17 protein-coding genes are annotated in these 18,556 nt (G+C 63.5%); 3 read left to right on the plus strand and 14 right to left on the minus strand.

The features are described from left to right. Positions 1–13: 13 nt before the first annotated feature. From CK221_RS07025 to CK221_RS07060, 8 genes are all read right to left on the minus strand, one after another. Positions 14–466, minus strand: coding sequence for a MaoC/PaaZ C-terminal domain-containing protein (locus tag CK221_RS07025; RefSeq protein ID WP_095777210.1), 453 nt, complete (start codon positions 464–466; stop codon positions 14–16). Between the two features lie 8 nt (positions 467–474). After that, positions 475–1,548, minus strand: coding sequence for a Gfo/Idh/MocA family oxidoreductase (locus tag CK221_RS07030; RefSeq protein WP_095777211.1), 1,074 nt, complete (start codon positions 1,546–1,548; stop codon positions 475–477). Beyond that, positions 1,541–1,870: an L-rhamnose mutarotase gene (locus CK221_RS07035; protein WP_095777212.1), complete on the minus strand. Its 330-nt coding sequence runs from the start codon at positions 1,868–1,870 to the stop codon at positions 1,541–1,543. The genes CK221_RS07030 and CK221_RS07035 overlap by 8 nt, the downstream gene beginning before the upstream one ends. Positions 1,871–1,872: 2 nt before the next feature. Next, the gene (locus CK221_RS07040) at positions 1,873–2,994 is read right to left on the minus strand and encodes a mandelate racemase/muconate lactonizing enzyme family protein (RefSeq protein WP_095777213.1); all 1,122 of its coding nucleotides are present in this window, start codon (positions 2,992–2,994) and stop codon (positions 1,873–1,875) included. Positions 2,995–2,996: 2 nt separating this feature from the next. Continuing rightward, positions 2,997–4,094: a sn-glycerol-3-phosphate ABC transporter ATP-binding protein UgpC gene (ugpC, locus tag CK221_RS07045; RefSeq protein ID WP_095777214.1), complete on the minus strand. Its 1,098-nt coding sequence runs from the start codon at positions 4,092–4,094 to the stop codon at positions 2,997–2,999. A 4-nt stretch (positions 4,095–4,098) separates the two neighbouring features. After that, the gene (locus CK221_RS07050; RefSeq protein WP_095777215.1) at positions 4,099–4,965 is read right to left on the minus strand and encodes a carbohydrate ABC transporter permease; all 867 of its coding nucleotides are present in this window, start codon (positions 4,963–4,965) and stop codon (positions 4,099–4,101) included. Between the two features lie 2 nt (positions 4,966–4,967). Then, positions 4,968–5,864 (minus strand): sugar ABC transporter permease, encoded by an 897-nt coding sequence (locus CK221_RS07055; RefSeq protein WP_095777216.1) that lies wholly within the window; start codon positions 5,862–5,864, stop codon positions 4,968–4,970. Positions 5,865–5,961: 97 nt separating this feature from the next. Next, positions 5,962–7,275 (minus strand): extracellular solute-binding protein, encoded by a 1,314-nt coding sequence (locus CK221_RS07060; protein WP_067002278.1) that lies wholly within the window; start codon positions 7,273–7,275, stop codon positions 5,962–5,964. A 156-nt stretch (positions 7,276–7,431) separates the two neighbouring features. Here CK221_RS07060 and CK221_RS07065 point away from each other — a divergent pair, with 156 nt between their 5' ends. Next, a complete protein-coding gene (locus tag CK221_RS07065) occupies positions 7,432–8,211 on the plus strand; it encodes an IclR family transcriptional regulator (protein WP_095777217.1) in 780 nt (259 codons plus the stop codon). Between the two features lie 125 nt (positions 8,212–8,336). Next, the gene (locus CK221_RS07070) at positions 8,337–9,173 is read left to right on the plus strand and encodes an amidohydrolase (RefSeq protein ID WP_067002721.1); all 837 of its coding nucleotides are present in this window, start codon (positions 8,337–8,339) and stop codon (positions 9,171–9,173) included. A gap of 25 nt (positions 9,174–9,198) precedes the next feature. Here CK221_RS07070 and CK221_RS07075 read toward each other — a convergent pair whose 3' ends face one another. The 3 genes from CK221_RS07075 to CK221_RS07085 are packed head-to-tail and all read right to left on the minus strand — an operon-like array spanning position 9,199 to position 12,043. Beyond that, complete coding sequence (locus CK221_RS07075) at positions 9,199–10,320, minus strand: extracellular solute-binding protein (protein ID WP_067002719.1); 1,122 nt, start codon at positions 10,318–10,320, stop codon at positions 9,199–9,201. A gap of 14 nt (positions 10,321–10,334) precedes the next feature. Further along, a complete protein-coding gene (locus tag CK221_RS07080) occupies positions 10,335–11,492 on the minus strand; it encodes a CaiB/BaiF CoA-transferase family protein (protein ID WP_095777218.1) in 1,158 nt (385 codons plus the stop codon). After that, a complete protein-coding gene (locus tag CK221_RS07085) occupies positions 11,489–12,043 on the minus strand; it encodes a MaoC family dehydratase (protein ID WP_095777219.1) in 555 nt (184 codons plus the stop codon). The genes CK221_RS07080 and CK221_RS07085 overlap by 4 nt, the downstream gene beginning before the upstream one ends. 499 nt (positions 12,044–12,542) lie before the next feature. Between CK221_RS07085 and CK221_RS07090 the strand changes: the two genes are divergently transcribed. Further along, positions 12,543–13,427 carry a hypothetical protein gene (locus CK221_RS07090; RefSeq protein ID WP_245430583.1) on the plus strand — a complete coding sequence of 295 codons (885 nt, stop codon included), beginning with the start codon at positions 12,543–12,545 and terminating at the stop codon, positions 13,425–13,427. A gap of 40 nt (positions 13,428–13,467) precedes the next feature. Here CK221_RS07090 and CK221_RS07095 read toward each other — a convergent pair whose 3' ends face one another. The 3 genes from CK221_RS07095 to CK221_RS07105 form a co-directional block, all read right to left on the minus strand. Further along, positions 13,468–14,991: a hypothetical protein gene (locus tag CK221_RS07095; protein ID WP_095777221.1), complete on the minus strand. Its 1,524-nt coding sequence runs from the start codon at positions 14,989–14,991 to the stop codon at positions 13,468–13,470. A gap of 66 nt (positions 14,992–15,057) precedes the next feature. After that, positions 15,058–16,164 carry a cellulase family glycosylhydrolase gene (locus tag CK221_RS07100; protein ID WP_095777222.1) on the minus strand — a complete coding sequence of 369 codons (1,107 nt, stop codon included), beginning with the start codon at positions 16,162–16,164 and terminating at the stop codon, positions 15,058–15,060. Positions 16,165–16,184: 20 nt separating this feature from the next. Further along, complete coding sequence (locus CK221_RS07105) at positions 16,185–18,335, minus strand: GumC family protein (protein WP_095777223.1); 2,151 nt, start codon at positions 18,333–18,335, stop codon at positions 16,185–16,187. Positions 18,336–18,556: the final 221 nt, after the last annotated feature.

The raw sequence follows: 18,556 nt of genomic DNA on the forward strand, positions 1-18,556 counted from the left end.
TTTGTCTCCGTCTTCAGCCGAGCCGGGGGCGCCGCTCGACGATATAGATGTGATCGGCGGCCAGCACGACCTCGTCGCGCTGGTTCAAAACCTCGACGCGCTCGATGACGCGCCCGGAGTCCGGCCGCTTCGGATCGTCTTCCTTCGCGGCGATCGTCGTGCGCGTGCGGATCGTGTCGCCGATAAAGACCGGCTTGATGAAGCGCAGCCTGTCATAACCGTAGGAGAAGGCGACCGGGTTGATGACGCTCGCGGTCAGGCCGACGCCGACCGAGAACACCAGCGTGCCATGCGCGATGCGCTGGCCGAAGGGCGTCGTCTTCATGAACTCGGCGTCCATGTGGTGCGGAAAGAAATCGCCGGTGTGGCCGGCATGGACGACAAAGTCGGTCTCGGTGATGGTGCGGCCGCTGGTCAGCCGCGACGAGCCGATCTCGTAGTCGTCGAAATAGGTGACCTGTTCCATGCCGTTCCTTACGGTTTTGCGGTGAGCGGCGTCGCCGGCGCGGCGCTCGAACGATAGGCGGCTTCCACCAGTGCCATGGTGTTCCAGGCATCTTCGACGGAGCTGACCAGCTCTTTGTCTTCCCCGGAGGCGAAGCGCTGCACATTGGCCATGCGCCCGACAAAGGCGTCGGGGAACCATTCGCCGGTGAGCGGCACGCCGACCCAATCGGAGCCGCCTTTAGGGTGGATTTCCAGCACGTCGGGCTCACCGCGCGGATAGTCGAGATTGAGGCCAAGCTTGACGTAGGCGGCGCCCTCGGTGCCGCAGATACGGAACTCGCAGGCCTGATGCCGCCGTCCGAACTTATGATCGTGGTTGATCGAGAGCGCGCAGCGCACCGTGTCGCCATAGTCGAGGATGGCGCTTGTCCGGGTCTGCGCTACCTTGTGATTGGGATTGCCGAGCGTCTTGGCATGCACGCCCCTCGGGTCGCCGAGAAGCTGCCGGATCAGGTCCAGATAGTGGATCGAATGCATGGCGATCTCGACACGCGGCGCCGCGAGCAGGAATTCCCAGAGCTGCCACGGCGTTGCGAGCGCCAGCCAGGCATCGAAGTCGACGACCTCGCCAAGCCAGCCCTTGGCGATCGCGTCCTTCAGCGCCAGCATCATCGGCGCAAAGCGAAGCTGGAAATTCACTGCAGCCTTGAGCTTCTTGGCGCGACAGATTTCAAGGATCTCGGTTGCCTCGCCAAGGTAGTTGCCCATCGGCTTCTGGATCAATGCGACCGCGTCGTCGGGCAGGGCCTTCAGCACCTCGGCGTGCCGGCCGGGCGGCGTTGCGAGATCGAAGATCGCATCCTTGACGGCAGCCGCTTCGTCCACCGAGCCGAATGCCGTCACGCCCCATTGTTCGGCCAGTTTCCGAGCCTTGGCCTGGTCCGGATCGTAGAGACCCACCACTGGAAAACCAGCCTTGCGATAGGCCGGGAAATGCGCATCGCCGACGATCGAGCCGGCGCCGAAGGTGACGATCGGACGCGGCTTTGCAGGCATCGGCCAGGATTGCGCCAGCGAGGCGGGATCGAAGGCATCAGTCATGGTGGAAGACTTTATCCATCGTCGCCCACCACTCGCCATCCTGCCTTGTCGGCAAGGGTTCCTGGCATGGCATGCAGACCGACCACCATTCCTGGGTCTTCGGATCGGCCGCCATCTTGGCCATGTCGGCGGCATAGTCGGTGCCGTGATACTCGAAATAGGAGAACAGCAGGTTCTCCGGCCGCTTGAGGTAGATCGAGTAGTTCTTGATGTTGCAGGCGGAGATCATCTCGAGCACGTCCGGCCAGACGGCGGCGTGCAGGCGCACATATTCCTCGACCTTTTCCGGCTTCAGGCCAAGCACCATGCCAATTCGCTGCATTCTCAGTTCCTCCGCTCCGTGACGGTGACGCTGAATTCGACGACGCTCAGCGCCTTGATCGCATCGAAATCCCAGTCGATGCCGAGGCCCGGCTCGTCCGGCGGCAGGGCGTGGCCGTTTTCGATCACCATCTTCTTGCCCGTCAACTCATCCAGCTGCGGGATATATTCCACATATTTGCCGTTCGGCACCGCGCAGGCCAGGCTGACATGCAGTTCCATCAGGAAATGCGGGCAGATCGGCATGTCGAAGGCTTCCGCCATATGCGCCACCTTCAGCCAGGGCGTGATGCCGCCGATGCGGCCGACATCGACCTGGACGATGCTGCAGCCGCCCTTCTGCATATATTCGCGGAAATGGCGGATCGAATAGAGCGACTCGCCGACGGCGATAGGCGTCGCCGTCGAATTCGATAGCCGCACATGGCCGTCTATGTCGTCGGCCGGCAGCGGCTCCTCGATCCAGGCGAGATCGAGATCGCGCAGCCGCTCGGCGCGCCGGATGGCTTCGTCGACGGTAAAACCCTGGTTGCAGTCGATCATGATCTCATAGCCGTCGCCGACCGCCTTGCGCACGGCCGACAACCGGGCAAAATCCTCGGCGCCGTGCGGCTTGCCGATCTTGACCTTCGAGCCGGTGAAGCCTTTCGCCTTGGCGGCCAGCGCATCTTCGACAAGCGCTTCAGTCTCGATGTGCAGCCAGCCGCCTTCGGTGGTGTAAAGCGGACAGCGGTTCTTGGCGCCGCCGGCAAGCTTCCAGAGCGGCAGCTTCTGCTTCTTCGCCCGAAGGTCCCAGAGCGCAGTGTCGATGGCGGCGAGCGCGATGGCCGTGATAGCGCCGATGGTGGTGGCGTGCGTGGCGAATTCAAGATCGTGCCAGATCGCCTCGATCCGGTCGGCATCCTCACCGATAAGGCGCGGCGCGAGGTGGTCGGCCAGAAGCCGCATCACCGAAGAGCCGCCGGTGCCGATCGTGTAGCTGTAGCCCATGCCGACCGCCCCGTCGACGTCGGTGATGGTGACGATCGGCGTCTCCTGGCTGACGAAACTCTGGATGGCGTCGGTGCGCTTCACCTTCGGCACCAGATCGACCATTGCAAGCTCGACTTTCTCGATCTTCGCCATCGTCAGGCCCTCAAGGATTTGCCGGTTTCCGCGGAAAAGAGATGCGCCTGCGACAGGTCGAAGCTCATCGCTACACGATCGCCCGCCCGCAATGGCCTCGGGTTCAGCATCCGCGAAACCCAGTCGCGGCGGTCGAATTCGGCGAACACCAGCGTCTCGTTGCCGAGCGGCTCGGTCACCGTCACCGGCAGCTCGATCTCGTGGACGTCAGCGGCATCGCCCGAATGCAGGCCGTGGCCCACGGGGTAGAGGTCGTCGGGACGCAGGCCGAACACTACCTTGTCGCCGGCGTTCACCTTGGCCTTGAAACGGCCGGGCAGCGGCAGGCTCTGTCCGCCGGAAAAGACGATCTTGCCGTCGTCCACGGTTGCCTCCTGCAGGTTCATCGGCGGCGAGCCGATGAAGCCCGCCACGAAGCGTGTCGCCGGCCGCTGGAAGACCTCGTCCGGCGTGCCGACCTGCTCGATGTTGCCGTCGCGCATGATGACGATGCGGTCGGCGAGCGTCATCGCCTCGACCTGGTCGTGGGTAACGTAGATGACCGTGGACTTCACCTTGGCGTGCAGCTTCTTGATCTCGGTGCGCATCTGCGTGCGTAGCTTGGCGTCGAGGTTGCTGAGCGGCTCGTCGAACAGGAAGACGTCCGGGTCGCGCACGATGGCGCGGCCCATGGCGACGCGCTGGCGCTGGCCGCCGGAAAGCTGGGAGGGGCGGCGCTCGAGCAGCGCGTCGAGGCCGAGAATGGCCGAGGCCTCGGCGACGCGACGGTCCATCTCTTCCTTCGGCGCGCCGGCTATCTTCAGGGAGAAACCAAGATTTTCGCGCACCGTCATGTGCGGATAAAGTGCGTAGGATTGGAACACCATCGAGATGTTGCGCGAACGCGGCGGCAGATCGTTGACGATGCGGTCACCGATCTCGATCGTGCCGCCGGAGATGTCTTCCAGCCCGGCGATCATGCGCAGCGTGGTCGACTTGCCGCAGCCGGACGGCCCGACCAGCGCGATGAATTCGCGGTCGGCGACATCGAGGTCGATGCCGTGCACGATCTCCATGTTGCCGTAACGCTTGGTCAGTTTCTTGAGCGAAACAATCGCCATCGGATCAACCTTTCACCGCGCCGGAAGTCAGGCCGCCGACGAGGTGTTTCTGGACGATGAAGGTAAGGAGCAGCGCCGGGATGATCATCACCACCGCCAGCGCGCACATGCCGCGCCAGTCGATGGTGAATTCGGCGGTGTAGTCGAGCAGCCCGACGGGGAGCGTCTTGGAATTGATCGAGCGCGTCAGCTGCGAGGCGAGCGCGAATTCGTTCCAGGAGGTAAGGAAGGCGAAGATGCCGGCCGACGCGATGCCTGGCCCGGCGAGTGGAAACTCGACCTGCCAGAAGGCCTGCCAGCGCGTGCAGCCGTCGATTTGCGCGGCCTCGGCGAGATCCTTCGGCACCTGGCGGAAGAAGCCGTCGATCAGCCAGATGGTGAACGGCACATTGAGCGCGACATAGGCGAGGATCAGGCCGAAATGCGTGTCGATGATGTCGAGCCGCGCATAGACGAAAAACAGCGGCAGCGACAGCGCGATGCCGGGCACGGTGCGGGTCAGCATCAGGCCGAGGAACATCGCCGACTTGCCGCGGAAACGGTAGCGCGCGAAAGCGTAGCCACCGGCCATGCCGATGGCGATGGCAATGACGGTCGAGGTCACCGAGATGATCAGGGAATTGCGGAAATAGTCGAGGACGGGAATGCCGCCCTTGCCGACACCGCTGAACATGGCGACGTAGGCATCGAGCGAGACCTGCTGCGGGATCCAGACCGGCGGCTTGGCAAGGATCTCGACCGTCGGCCGCAGCGAGGACAGCACGATCCAGATGCCGGGCAGACAGATCAAAAGCATGGCGAGGAACAGGCCGACGCGGTGGGCGACGACGCCGGCGCGGCGCCTCAGACGGGCGGATGCGTTGGCGTCCATCGTCACCACTCCGCGCCGATCTGGGTCCGCGCCGCTGCGAGCTTCTTGAAGAAATAGACGGTGAAGACGATCGACAGCAGGATCGAAAAATAGGCCATCGCATTGGCCACGCCCATGCGCGCGTCACTGTATGCGGTGCGCGCGACCAGCGTCCACAACAGTTCCGTGCGGCCGGCCGGGCCGCCATCGGTCATGATCTTGACGATGTCGTAGGCGCGCGCAACGTCGAGCGAGCGGATGGTCATGGCGATATAGGCGAAGGGCATGATGAAGGGCCAGGTCACATAGCGGAAGGTTTGCCACGGCGTGCAGCCGTCGACGCGCGCCGCTTCGACCGGCTCCTTCGGCATGGCGAGCAGGCCGGCGAGGATCAGGATCGCGAAGATCGAGGTCGACGACCAGATCTCCGCGACTGAAATGGCGATGAAGGCGAGATGGCCTTCGATCAGCCAGGGAATGGCGTCCCGCGTGATGCCTAGCGACTGCAGCGCGTTGTTCACCAAGCCGATATTGTCGTTGAACATGAACTTGAACTGGAAGCCGACCAGGATCGGCGAGAACATCATCGGGAACATCATGATGGTGCGCAGCAACCGCTGGCCGCGGCTTGCCTTCTCGACCAGCAGCGCGAGGCCGAGACCGAGCAGCATTTCGAGATTGAGCGCGATGGTGAGCAGGAGCACGGTGCGGCCGAAGGCCCACCAGAAATTCGCGTCGGACAGAATGTTGCGATAGTTGCGCAGGCCGATGAAGGTGAAGAAGGTTTCCGGCCGCGTCAGCCTGAACGGCGTGAAGCTCGAATAGAATGACAGGCAGAGCGGCACGACCACCACGGCCGCCAGAACGAGCACGGCCGGCAGCAGAAGAAGCGTTGGCGCGGAAAGCCGCTTGGCCGTCATCCAAAGTCCCAAAATTGTTTGCACGGCCGGCGATGGGCGGCCGCCTCGGTCAAAGCGGCGCCGGTCGCGAAGACCGGCGCCGCTGGGAGGATAGTCCTTAGAGCTTGCCGGCGTCCTCGAGGATCTGCGTCGCCTTGGCGGCAGCGTCGTCGAGCGCCTGCTTGGAGGTCTTGTCGCCGAGGATGGCGGCCTGAAGTTCGGGATAGACCGCGTTGGAGATCTCGATCCATTCCGGCGTCTGCGGCACCGGGAAGGCGTTCTTGGCGGCTTCCTGGAAGGCCTGCAGCACTTCGGTTTTGTAAGGATCGGACTTGGCCTGCTCGAGGTCCCATTCCCACACCTTGGTGCGGGTGGGCAGCGGGCCGGCCGCGGCTTCCAGCTTCTGGCTGTCCTCGTTGGTCAGCCACCAGACGAGGGAGGCGGCGGCCTCCTTGTTGGCGCAGTTTTCGGTCACCGAGAAGCCATGCGCGCCGGACCAGCCCGAGCGCTTGCCGGACGAGCCTTTCGGCTGCACCTTGACGCCGACATTGCCGGCGACCTTGGACGACTTCGGGTCGTTGAAGAAGCCGGCCCAGCCCGGCCAGTCGAGGTTGAGCGCCACCGTGCCGGACGCGAACCCCTGGCCGAGATCATCCCACAAATAGTTGGTCGTGCCGGCGGGCACAGCCTTGGCCTTGTAGAGCTTGACGAACCAGTCGAGCGCCTTGACGCCGGCCTCGGAGTTGAAGGCAGGCTTGCCGTCCTTGTCGAGATATTCGCCGCCGTCGGCGATCAGCATCTCGTAGAAGCGGCCGTTGATCGCCTCTTCCTTGCCGGCATATTGCGTGCCGTAGAAGTCGGGCGGGCTGGCGAAGAATTCCGCCTGCTGGGCCATCTCGTCGAAGGTGTCCGGCGGGGCGAGCTCCTCGCCGTATTTCTCCTTGTAGGCCTTCTTCTTGGCTTCGTCCTGGTAGAGGCTCTTCTGGTAGTAGAGCGCCGAGACGTCGAACTGCGCGCGCGGCAGCATCACCAGCTTGCCGTCGAGCGTGCCGGCGGCGATGTTGGCCGGGACGAAAGCGTCGATCTCCTCCTTCGGCAGCAGCTTGGCGAGGTCGGTGTAGATGCCCGGATATTGCGGCGCGAACGAGGTGTGGTTGGAGCCGACGCACCAGGTGATCGAGTTGGAGGCGATGTCCGACTTGATCTCCTTGTCGAGATCGAAATGGTTCTTCTTGGAGATGACGTTGACCTTGGCGCCGGTCGCCTTCTCCCACTCGCCGATGCGCGCGTAGAGTTTTTCGTATTGCTGGCCGCCGATCAGCTTGGCGTCGATCGTGACGCCGGTGAACTTGCCCGGCAGGTCGGCAGCAAAGACCGCACCCGATGCCATGAGCAATGCGCCGGCGGCGACGCCGGAAAGCAGTCTGTTCATGAATATCCTCCCTGGAACGGCCGCAGGCCGTCGTGGCTGAAGCTCCATGCTTCATTCATATGCAAACAAATTATTCATAAGTCGTCAAGCCGAAACTTCTTCCCTATGAAGGCTGTCTTGCGTATATGAAGATCACAATTCACCAGAGGGCATCGGGTGCAGGACGACGAGGAAGATCGCTATCGCGCGCCGGCACTGGACAAGGGGCTGGACATTCTGGAACTGCTCGCCAGCGTCGATGGCGGCCTGACCCAGGCCGAGATCGCCAAGCGGCTCGACCGCAGCCCGAACGAATTTTACCGGATGCTCGACCGTCTGGTGAAACGCGGGTACGTGACCCGGCCAGACGGCGACCGCTACTCGCTGACGCTGAAGCTGTTCGGGCTTGGCCAGCTGCATGCGCCGGTGCGCAGGCTGGTCTCCTACGCCACGTCGATCATGCGGGAACTGGCCGAGACCTCTTGGCAGGCAAACCAACTCGTCGTGTTCGACCGGGGCAGCGCCGTGGTCATTGCCCAGCAGGAAGCGCCGCGATACTGGGGCATCTCGATCCGCGTCGGCTCGCATATCAGCCTGTTCGACACCGGCTCGGGACATGTGCTGCTGGCCTTCCGCTCACCGGAAGAGCGCGAGATGATGATCGCCGAGCATTTGCGCAGCAACGAGGAGATGAAGTTGTCGCCCGACTTCTTCGCACGCCTCGACCAGGTGCGCGATCGTGGCTACGAGATGATGGCTTCGTTGCAGACCGCCGGCGTCTACAATCTGTCGGCGCCGGTGCTCGGTTCCGACGGGCACGGCATCGCCGCGCTCACCATACCTTATATCACTCTGGTCAACGCGCCGGCAGCGCCCGATATCACCAGGACCATCACGCTGCTCCAGGCAGCAGCGGCCCGCCTGTCGCAACTCGCCGGGTCGGATGTGAGGTCATAGGAACAATTCTTATTTGAATGATGAATTCTCCCGTGAGATGATCGAGCTCATTTTTGAAGCATGTCGTTTGCGCAAAAGCCGCTGCGCAATTCGGCCACGTGGATAGCGCGACAAGGGAGGAAGCCATGATCGTCGATACGCACCTGCATCTCATCGACAGGGCGGCGCTACGCTATCCATGGCTCTCCGGCGTGCCGGCCCTCGACCGCGATTTTTCCCACGACGAATATGCCACCGAGGCGCGCCGCGCAGGCATAGAATTGGCGCTCCATATGGAGGTCGACGTCCACCCGGCCGATATCGCGGCCGAGACAGCCCTTGTCGAAGGACTGTCGAAGAAGCCCGGCAGCCTGGTGCGGGGCGCGATCGTGTCGTGCCGGCCGGAAGAACCTGGCTTCGCCGCCTGGCTGGACAAGGTGAAGGCCGATCCATTTGTCAAAGGATTCCGCCGCGTGCTGCATGTCGTGCCCGACGACGTCTCCGAGGGCGCCCTGTTCCGCGAGAACATCAGGCGCATCGCCGGCAGCGGGCTGACCTTCGATCTTTGCGTCCTGCCGCGACAGATGAGCCAAGCGATCGCGCTGGTCGATCTGGCGCCTGACGTGCAATTCGTTCTCGATCATTGCGGCGTGCCCGACATCCGGGGCAAGGCCGAGCATCCCTGGCGCGAGCAGATCGCCGAGATCGCCCGGCGCCCCAATGTCGTCGGCAAGATCTCCGGCGTCGTCGCCTATGCCGATCCGGCGAGCTGGACCGTCGAGACCCTGCGGCCTTATGTCGAGCACACGATCGGCAGCTTCGGCTGGGATCGCGTCGTGTGGGGCAGCGACTGGCCGGTCTGCACGCTCGGTGGCGGGCTGCTCGGCTGGGTAGCGGCGACGCACGCGCTCCTTGCCGGGGCGAGCGAAACCGAGCGCGCGAAACTGCTCTCCGGCAACGCGAAGAAGCTCTGGCGGCTGTGAGCCGCAAGGCCGATGCCCGACTGTATTAGCGGGGCGCCGCGAAGCTCTGCCGGAACAGGCGATTGATGTCGGCGACGACGCGGGGGGCGTCCTGCCGGCCGGCAAGACCCTCGTTGAGGCGATCGGACGCCGCCTGCTGAAACGCCATGTAGCCGTCGTGGCGCGGGCGCACCCAGGCGCCTTCCAGCGTCGCCCGCGTGCCGCGGTAGAAGTCGCCCGTCGCGACATTCACGGCTTCGTCCTCCCAGGCGGCGGCATGGCCGGGCTGGCCGCCGGCGGCGGCATAGAGGCCGCGCTGCACGTCGCCGTTGGCGATCCAGTAGGCGAAGTCGATCGCTTCCTCGCCGGCAGCGGAAAAGGCGGAGACGGCGATGCCGGTGCCGCCGAGCGCGGAGCCGACCGGGCCGTTGCCGCCCACAGTCGGCATGTCGCAAAAGAAGAGCCGGTTCGGCCGGAAGCCTGCAGTGGCATAGGGCACGTAGCCATAGATCAGCGGCGCGCAGGCGATGCGCGAGCCGGCCTCGGCCATCTTTTCGAACACCGCAATCGGATCCATCGTCAAGCACTCGGGATCGAGAAGTGCCGCGATCTCACGCAGCATTTCGAAGACGGTCTCGCCGGTATCGGGATCGATCAGATCGCTCGGGCTTTCGACTGCACATGGCCGGCCGAGATCGGCGGCAAGCGTGAAGAAGCACATCAGCGAGTGCGGCGGCCTCAGCGGCAAGAGCACTCGGCCCCGCTGGGCAAGCTCCAGCACTTCGGTCCAGATCTTCGGCGCGGCGTCTATCAAATCGGGTCGCCAGGCCTGCACCTGCGTCGCGGCGTCGATCGGAAAGGCCCATTGCCGGTCCTGCCAAGTGTAGCTCGGATAGGACCGGCCGACGCTTGCCTTCGCCAGCGCTTCGCGCTCCGCCTCGCGGCCGGGCACGTCGAGCGGGGCCAGGCACTTCTCGGCGGTGATCTGGCCGACATGCGGATGATCGATGACGATCAGGTCGTAGGCGCGGGCGAGTTCTTCGACAGAGAAGGACTCGAAGTCCTGCAGCGAGCGCTTCTCCCACTCGATAGAGACGCCGGTCTTTTCCCGCCAAAGCCGGGAGCAGGCGACCATCGGATCATAGCCGCGCGGATGGTTCCAGGTCATGCCCTTGAGTGTCGTCACAGGCCGAACTCCTTGCGGATTTTTGCGCTGTGCTCGCCGACGCGCGGCGCCGCCTGCTCGACTTTGGCGCGCATGCCGTCGATCCTGAGCGGTGACCGGGTGGTGTCGATCGAAACACCGTCCTCGCGCGTCACGGTCTGCAGCAGGTCGAGCGCCTTGAAGCCGTCGCTTTCCAGCACCTCTTTCCAGTTCAGCACCTTCGCGCACCAGATGTCGGCGGGCTCGAGGATCGCCAGCCATTCGTCGACCGACTTCTGCGCGATGCGCTGCGCGATGATCGCCTTGATCTCGTCGCGCGCCGTGAACCAGGTCGCCGGCTGGTCGCGATAGGGCGCCAGCGCCTCGATCTCGAGCAGGTCGGCGAGCTTCGGGATCGGCGTCATGGCGATCGCCAGGAAGCCGTCCTTGGCCGGATAGACTCCGTAGGGCGCCGCCAGATAGGCGTGGGCGCTATGGAACGACGAACGGCGCGGCAGCCGCCGGCCGTCATTGAGATGCGTCGTCAGCACCTCGAACTGGAGGTCGATCAGCGCTTCGAAGAGGCTGGTCTCGATATGGCCGCCCGCGCCGGTGATGCCGCGCCGGACCAGTGCTGCGAGGATGCCTTGCGCACAGGCGGCGCCGGCCAGCATGTCGGCGATTGCCAGGCCGAACGGCACCGGACCCTGATCTTCGTCGCCGTTCAGCCACATGACGCCGGAGCGCGCCTGGGCAAGCAGGTCCTGGCCCGGACGCTTTACCCACGGTCCTTCCTCGCCATAGCCGCTGATCGAGGCGTAGACCAGGCGCGGATTGATCGTGCGCACATGCTCGTAATCGAGGCCGAGCCGCTCGATGACGCCGGGGCGGAAGTTCTGAATCAGCACGTCGGCCTTGGCGAGCAGCCCGCGCAGCGCTTTAAGGTCGTCGTCGTTCTTCAGATCGACCGCAAAGCTTTCCTTGGCACGGTTGATGGCGTGGAAGATGGTGGAATCACCACCGATCTCGGTGTCGCTTAGATAGAGCCGGCGCGACAGGTCGCCACCATCGGGCCGCTCGATCTTGATGACGCGGGCACCAAGGTCGAGGAGCCTCAGCGAGCAGTAAGGTCCCGACAGGAACTGGCTCATGTCGACGACGACAAGGCCGGACAGCGGCAGGTCGGCGACCATCATTGCTTCTCCGTCTTGCCGGCGAAGTCGGCCGGGTCCCTGTATTTCACCGTCTGCAGATGCTCGCAGTAGAGCACCAGCTCGCCTTCGCCCTTGAACACTTCATAGCTGGCGCGGATCAGCCCCATGTCCTTGTAGCGGGGCTTCTTTTCCATGTTGGTGCGGATCGAATAGATGGTGTCGCCGATGAAGACCGGCTTGATGAAGCGGAGCTTGTCATAGCCGTAGGAAAAGGCATTGACGCAGTTGGTGGCGACTAGACCAAGCCCGGCCGAGAAAACGAAGGCGCCCGCCACGAGGCGCTTGCCGAAGATACCTTCGCGCTCGGCGAACATCTGGTCCTGCACATAAGGGTGGATGTCGAGCACCAGGGTGTTGAAGAGATGGCTGTCGCCTTCGGCCATAGTGCGCCGGAGCGAGCGGATTTTCTGACCGATCGGCCAATCCTCAAAGAACCAGTTTTCGGCATTCCATACCGGCAGCAGGGCGTGATCGGCCGGCATGTCGGCAGGGCAGGTCGAAGCGACGCCGACGGTGGGCGGGAAGCTGGTCATTGCGCTGTTCGTCCGCTCCGGGAGAATGGCCGCACCGCTCCGGCAAGCCGGAGTCGGATGCGATCGACCCTCCAAATCTTCTTTTGTGAATACTATATTCACATATGAGATTCCACAAGCCGGTCAGGTAGAAATTTTGCGCCTTGGCAGAACCGGCTCGCCGGCAGCGTGAAAGCGTAGCGAGCGCTTCGGCCGTGCCTCGCGGCGGAATGCATTTGCACTCCAGCGCAAGGGGTCGCGGCGGGCTAGGGCTGGGCAGAGCAGATCCATGTGACGGGTTTGCGAGAAATCCCGGGGAAGACATATTAACTAATTGTACAAGCATTAACTGCCAAAAGGTTGTAAAGCTTGGCTTGTCGGTTGCACGGGCGCAGAGTGACGTAGCATCGCCAAACGGATCAGCAAAATTGACTTCTGTGACGATGCAATTCGTTGGTAATCGATCGCCAAGGATAATACTGACTTCGGCGACATCCAGTGCTTTTCTCTTGAGTCGACTATGGCGGTTCTCGGCGCATTCCCTCCCGGTATCGGTTGCCGGCCCTTCGACGAGGGGGATTGGGGAGGCGTGGCGGATTGCCTGCACCGAGGGTTTCCGGAGCGCAGCAGGAGCTATTGGATAGAAGCGCTGACCCGCCTGTCGCAGCGGCCCGCGGTCGCCGATTTTCCGCGATATGGGTTCGTCCTGGAGAAGTCGGGCCGGATCGTCGGCGCGGTGCTTACGCTCTATGCCAGGCACAGAAGCCTGGAAGGCGATGAAATCCGCTGCAATCTCTCGAGCTGGTCCGTGGACGCGGAATTCCGGCCCTATGCCAGCCGGATGATCGCGACGGTTATCCTGCGCAAGGACGTGGTCTACACCAATATTTCTCCATCGCCCGGGACAGTGAGGCTCAACAAAGCCTTCGGTTTTCGCCTGTTTTCCGGCGGACAGATCGCCTTCTTGCCCATTCTGAACGGTATGCCGCGTCCGGACCGGGTGTTGGAAGCCCATGCGGACCTCGCCGAAATGGCTGAACTCACCGACAACGAAAGATACATATTGCTCGAGCACGCCGCGTTGGGCTGTCTTTCGCTGATCTGCGTCTGCCACGGTCTGGCGTTGCCGCTTGTTCTGAAGCCGCGCCGGATATTGCATGGCCTCGTGCCGTGCTGCCAGATCGTCTACTGCCGATCCCACGCGGATCTGGTCAGGTGCGCCGGGGTCGTGGGCCGCTTTCTCCTGCGGCGCGGACAACTGATTTGCCTCGTCGATGCGATGGGGCCGGTTCCCGGTCTGTCCGGCAGGTATTTTCCGAACAAGGGAATCAAATATTTCAAGGGTCCGAAATCGCCTTCTCCGGGAGACCTGACGTTCACCGAAATGGTGCTGTTCGGTTCCTGAACGAAATCGCGAAGCCGGTCTGGAATCAGCCGATCCGAAGTCAGCCCGCCGCTTCGGCTCTTGCCGCCGCGGCCATGCGCCAGCGTGTTCCCAGCGAGACGCCCACGAGCAGCAGACAGAAGGCGAGGGCAAGAGGGGAGTAGAAAGCCTCCTCCTGCAATACGGCATTGGCCGAAATGGTGACGATGCCGACAAAGCCGAACAGGAAATCCGGGTCGCCGGTCTGGATAAGCTGCCGTCGCAATGCCACGGCCAGCGCCGCCAGGAAGCCGAAGAAGACGAGGCTCCCCACGCCCATCTGGTAAAGCATGACACCGACCGCGCTCTCGACCGGCACGGAGGCGGCGCCTTCGGCCTGGGCGGTTTGCCAGTTGAGATTGATGCTGGTGCTCGACAGGTTGCCGCCGAGACCCAAGCCCTGGCCGAGCGGATCGGCCAGGAAATCGCGCATGCCGGCAATCAGACCGAGGACGTGATAGTCGCCATGGGTGGCGCCATAGCCGATCGCCGCCGTCGTCCAGACCACTGCCAGGGCCATCGCGGCCATGAGCGCCAGACCGGCGCGGGAGGGGCTGTAGATCAGCCGCACGGCAATTGCGACGAAAAGCATGAAGGTCGCGCCCTTGGAGCCGATGACGAGCAGCAGCGGCAGAGCCGCGAGAGGCAGCACCCATCGTCCTTTGAAGAGCAGCCAGGCCGAAATGATGCTCAAGGCGTAAGCATAGCTGATCGGATGGAAATTCGGGCCGCCGATGCGGAAGACGCTTGGCAGGATGTCGTTGAACAGGGGCGTGTTGAAGAATGTCGTGGTCATCACGTCTTCGATCCCACGGTAAACGAAACCGGTTTCCTGAAGCGCTTTTTCCCACACGCCGGTCTCGACCTGCCGCGAGATGCTGCGCTCGACATATTGGTCACCGTGGAACAGTCCGAGGAAATCCATGGTGAAGGTCAGTTCCGCATAGCCATAGACGATCGCGCCGGCGCCGAGCCACAGCATGCTCTTGCGCAGATCGACGGGATAAAGGCTGGCGGCGAGGACCGCGACGTGGAAGCAGGCGAGCGGCGTGATCGTGTTGCGGAAATAGACGACCGCGTCCTTGGGGCCGCCATGCACGACGCCGAGAGCGAAATAGAAACAAATCGTTCCGCACAGGACCATGCTCAGCAGCAGCCACGGGCGCAACTCGGTCAGCGCGCGGACGCGGTACTGAAATGAGGCGGCCAGGAAAATGCCGAACGCGGTCATCAGGATGATGAAATTGGTGCCGCGCAGCGCGTCGAACGTGTCGTTGTCGGGAATGTAGGGGGTGAACCAGGCGACCACGAGGTTCTGAAAGAGAAAGGCGCAGATGATCAGCACCGGAACGCCCGCCGGCATCGCGTTCGAAACGATCAGCGTCAGCACGAATGTTGCGGCAATCCCGAACGGCGTCCACACGGCAAATGCGGAGACGGCCAGCGCAACGACAAGCAAGGCCGTGCCGACATGGAGCATGGTTTCGGGCGTATTCCTGCCCGGCAAACCCAGTCCGACGGGCGAAGAGACCTGCGTCGTGCTCATCGCTGATCCGCTCCGCTCGTCACTTGTCCCAGCAAGCGTAGATGGCGCCTGTCGTCCATTTCCGGCTTAACCTCCAAGGAGCGCGGCAATCATTGAGCCGTCGAAACCCTCGACGCTCTGCCTGGTCCTGATGAAGCCGAAACCCTGATCGAGCTCCCAATAGGTCCATGCCACATGGTTCGCTTCAGCCGCCTTGCGCACGGCGCGTACCCAGGAGGCGCGGCTTTCGGCATCCACGCAGAAGTTGAGCACACCGAATTCGTTCAGCATGACCGGGCAGCCGTTGGTCGTGGACCAGCGCGCCAGATCGGCAAAATCGGAGCCGATCCGCGCGCCCGTCCAAGGCGCCGACAATTCCTCTTCAACGAGGTTGGCGGCTTCTTCGTCGCCGGCCGACCGCAGTTTCGAGATAAGCCGGCTCACCTGGGCCATTTCCTTGCTTGCGGGAAAGGGCAGGTCCGCGATGCGGGCAAGCGGCGAGGCATCCCAGGTCTCGCACTGGTGGGTGAAGGCCAAGGGGGCGTAATAGTGAACGGCGGCAATCTGGTTGTCGTCGGCGAGCGGCGGCGTGTCGGCGATTTCCCAGATACCCTGAAACCGTGCCGGTCCCCAGATCAGCGTGTGGTGCGGACATTTCGCCCGCAGCGCCGCGGCGATCCGTTCCCGCAGCACCAGCCAGGCGCTCCGTTCCATCGGGGGCTCGTTCAGCAGCTCGGGATAGACCCACTCCGCAGGCAGATCGGCAACGACCACACGCAACGCCATCCAGGCCTGAAGCACTCGTCCTGCAGCCGCCTCGGGATCGTTTCGAAAAGCCGCTACGAGCTCGCCAGAAGGATGCATGTCGAGGAGGACCGAAAAGCCCAGCCCGACAAGATCCCTGATCCCGTTCTGGATGCGGCGTAGCGTTGCCGGGTCGCCGCTGGAGACGAGATCGCCGTTGACCGGCAGCCGGATCGTTTCGAAGCCTGATTGCCGCAGCTTCTCAAGCGTGGCCGTGGCGGGAGCAAGCCCATCGTTTCGGTCGAGCCATCCGGGAAGGTTGAAGCCGCGCGACGGAACTTGGCCGGCCGTCGCGAGCGCAGCGGATTGCGGCGGAGGGGAGGCGGCGAAAACGGCTCCGGCGGCAAAGGCCAGCGCCTGTCGCCTCGACACCTTGGGCGGCGATGTCATCGATGCACCGCCTCCACGGTCTAGCCCCGGGCGGCGGCGCTGCGGCGCTGCTCGCCGGCCGCTCGCGGACTGTCGATCGCCGCGGCTGGCCGCGCGTGGGCCGACGCGACGACAAGAGTGGCACTGCGACCGATCTGGCCGGCACCGAATTTTTGCGCGAGCAGCCTGGCGGCTTCCGAAGGCTGCTCGGAAGGGCTGAGCGCCAGAAGCGCAAGATCGGCTTTGGCGAAGAGCTCAGGATTCCAGCCGTTCTCATTGAGCGAGGGCGCGATCACGAGGACGAAATCGAACGCGCTCCCGGCTTCGGCCAGAATGCCACGGAACGAGTTGCGATCGGCAACGCCAGGACTTTTTTCCGCCACTGAGCTGCACACGATCGTCTGCAGACCGGTCGCGCCATCGATGAACAATCCGGCGCCGTCTGTCGTCGCGCTGGACAGACGATCGCCAATTTCCACCATCAGCACGTTCTGATCGGCCCGTTGCAGGCCTATGCCCAGCATCGCGCCCGCAATCCTTGCCTCGAAACTGCTGTGGATCGAAGACACGAGGATGACGAACGGTTTGCCGTGGTCGTTCAGGTGCAAGACCATCTGCCGCATGATGTTCAGGACGGCGAGCGACAGCGTTTCGTTTCCGGTCTGGAAGAGCTGTTTCCTGATCGCCTTGATGTTTGAATAGGCGGTCCCACCGGCGACGCCGGGCAGACGGTACTCGCCGAAATTGGCTGGCATCGGCAATGGCCGGGGGCTGACCGGCGCGCTGTCCTTACGGTCCACGACCGGCTCCGGCACGGCCGCCTTCGGCGCCTGCGGGTCCTCTTGCGGCTGCGGGACCGGACCAAGCGCCAGAGCGAGGCCGCATCCGGCGAGGAGCCCCAGAACGGCGCTCACCAAGAGAAGCAGGGCCGGCTTCGGCCATGTCGGCTGGACAGGCGGCGAAGCCACGCCGATCTTGCGCGCTTCGGAAGTCTGCACGCCCTGCATCTGCGACGTTTCCTGCGCCCGCTTGAGATAGTCGTCGAGCACGGCGCGCGCCGCCTGGGCTTTCGATTCCAGCTGCCGCAGTTGTACCTGCGCGATGTTCGAATTCGTCGACTGTTGGCGCAAGGCTTCGAGCTTGTCCTGCAGCTTGCCGACATTCTGCACGGCGAGATCATAGCTGGCCTTCAACTGCTGCCTTATGCGATCCGCCTCGGCGGCCATCAGCCGCTTCAACCTATCCAGCTCGGACTGCAGCCGCCCGATGGTGGGGTGGCGCGGCCCGTACATGGTTTGCAGGCTGGCAAGCTCGGTGGCGCGCTGGTTGTAGTCGTCGCGCAATTTGATGGCCGAGGTGGACGTAAGAATATCCGCAAGCTTGGCGAGCCCGGCCGGCGAACTGCCCGCAGCCAGCGCCTGATTGTAGCGGTCCTTGGCCTGGTCAGCGTCGCCCTGGGCGGCGATCAACTGCGTCGTCAGCTGATCGAGCTGCGACTGCAGCGTGCCGCCGTCCGTCGAATTGACGATATTGTGTTTCGTCTTGAAGTCTTCGACCGTCCGCTCGGCGTCGCTGACGTCCTTTTGCAGGCCGGAGATCCTGTCCGTGAGCAGCGTATTCACGTCGCTGTTGGCGCTCTCGCGTTCTCCCACCAGGCCTGCCCGGTACTGATCGACGATGGCATTGGCGATGCGCGCGGCCTTTTCCGGCGACGGCGACGTGAAGCTGACATTGATGACGTAGGTCAGCCCTTCGCGCTCGACAGAAACCTTGCTCTGGAAGCGCTTGAAGGCGGCGTCCTGCGGCGCGCTTGCGCCGGCTCCGAACAGACGTGAAGCAAGGCCGCCGCCGGCGAATTCCGGATCGCTGTCGAGCTTCTGGCTTTTGAAGACGGCGCCGAGCAGGTCTGGCGACTGGATGACGAAGACCTGGCTGGCGATAGCGGCGCTGTCGGAGCCGATCCCCGGAAGCACGTTGTTGAAATTGGTCGCGCGCGTGTCGCGGGGGTCGATCAGTATCGAGGCCGTTGCGGTATAGCTTGGTTTGGTCACCGCAAGATAGGAGAGCGCCAGCAGCACTGCCGCGCCGGCGATGGCAAGCACCATCACGCGTCGCGCCCAAAGGATGGCCCACACTGCACCTATGTCGAACAACGGCGTTAGAGTGCGCTCGTCGATACTGGCTGGCTTCATCGATTTTCCTCGTCGAGAGCCGCGACTTCACGACCTCACTCGTCTCCACAGTATTAAGGATTATCGTTAGCCATCCGTTAAGCTTGGCGGCGTGACGATGCGCTCGGCGCTGGCGATGCCGGTAACCATGCGAAGCGTTCGCGCTGGCGCGGTTGCGGCATTTTGCTTATGCAGGATCGGGTTTTGAGCGTCGTCGTAGGTGCGGGTAGCCCATCGCCGAT

Source organism: Mesorhizobium sp. WSM3868, from assembly GCF_002294785.1.
Lineage (GTDB): Bacteria > Pseudomonadota > Alphaproteobacteria > Rhizobiales > Rhizobiaceae > Mesorhizobium.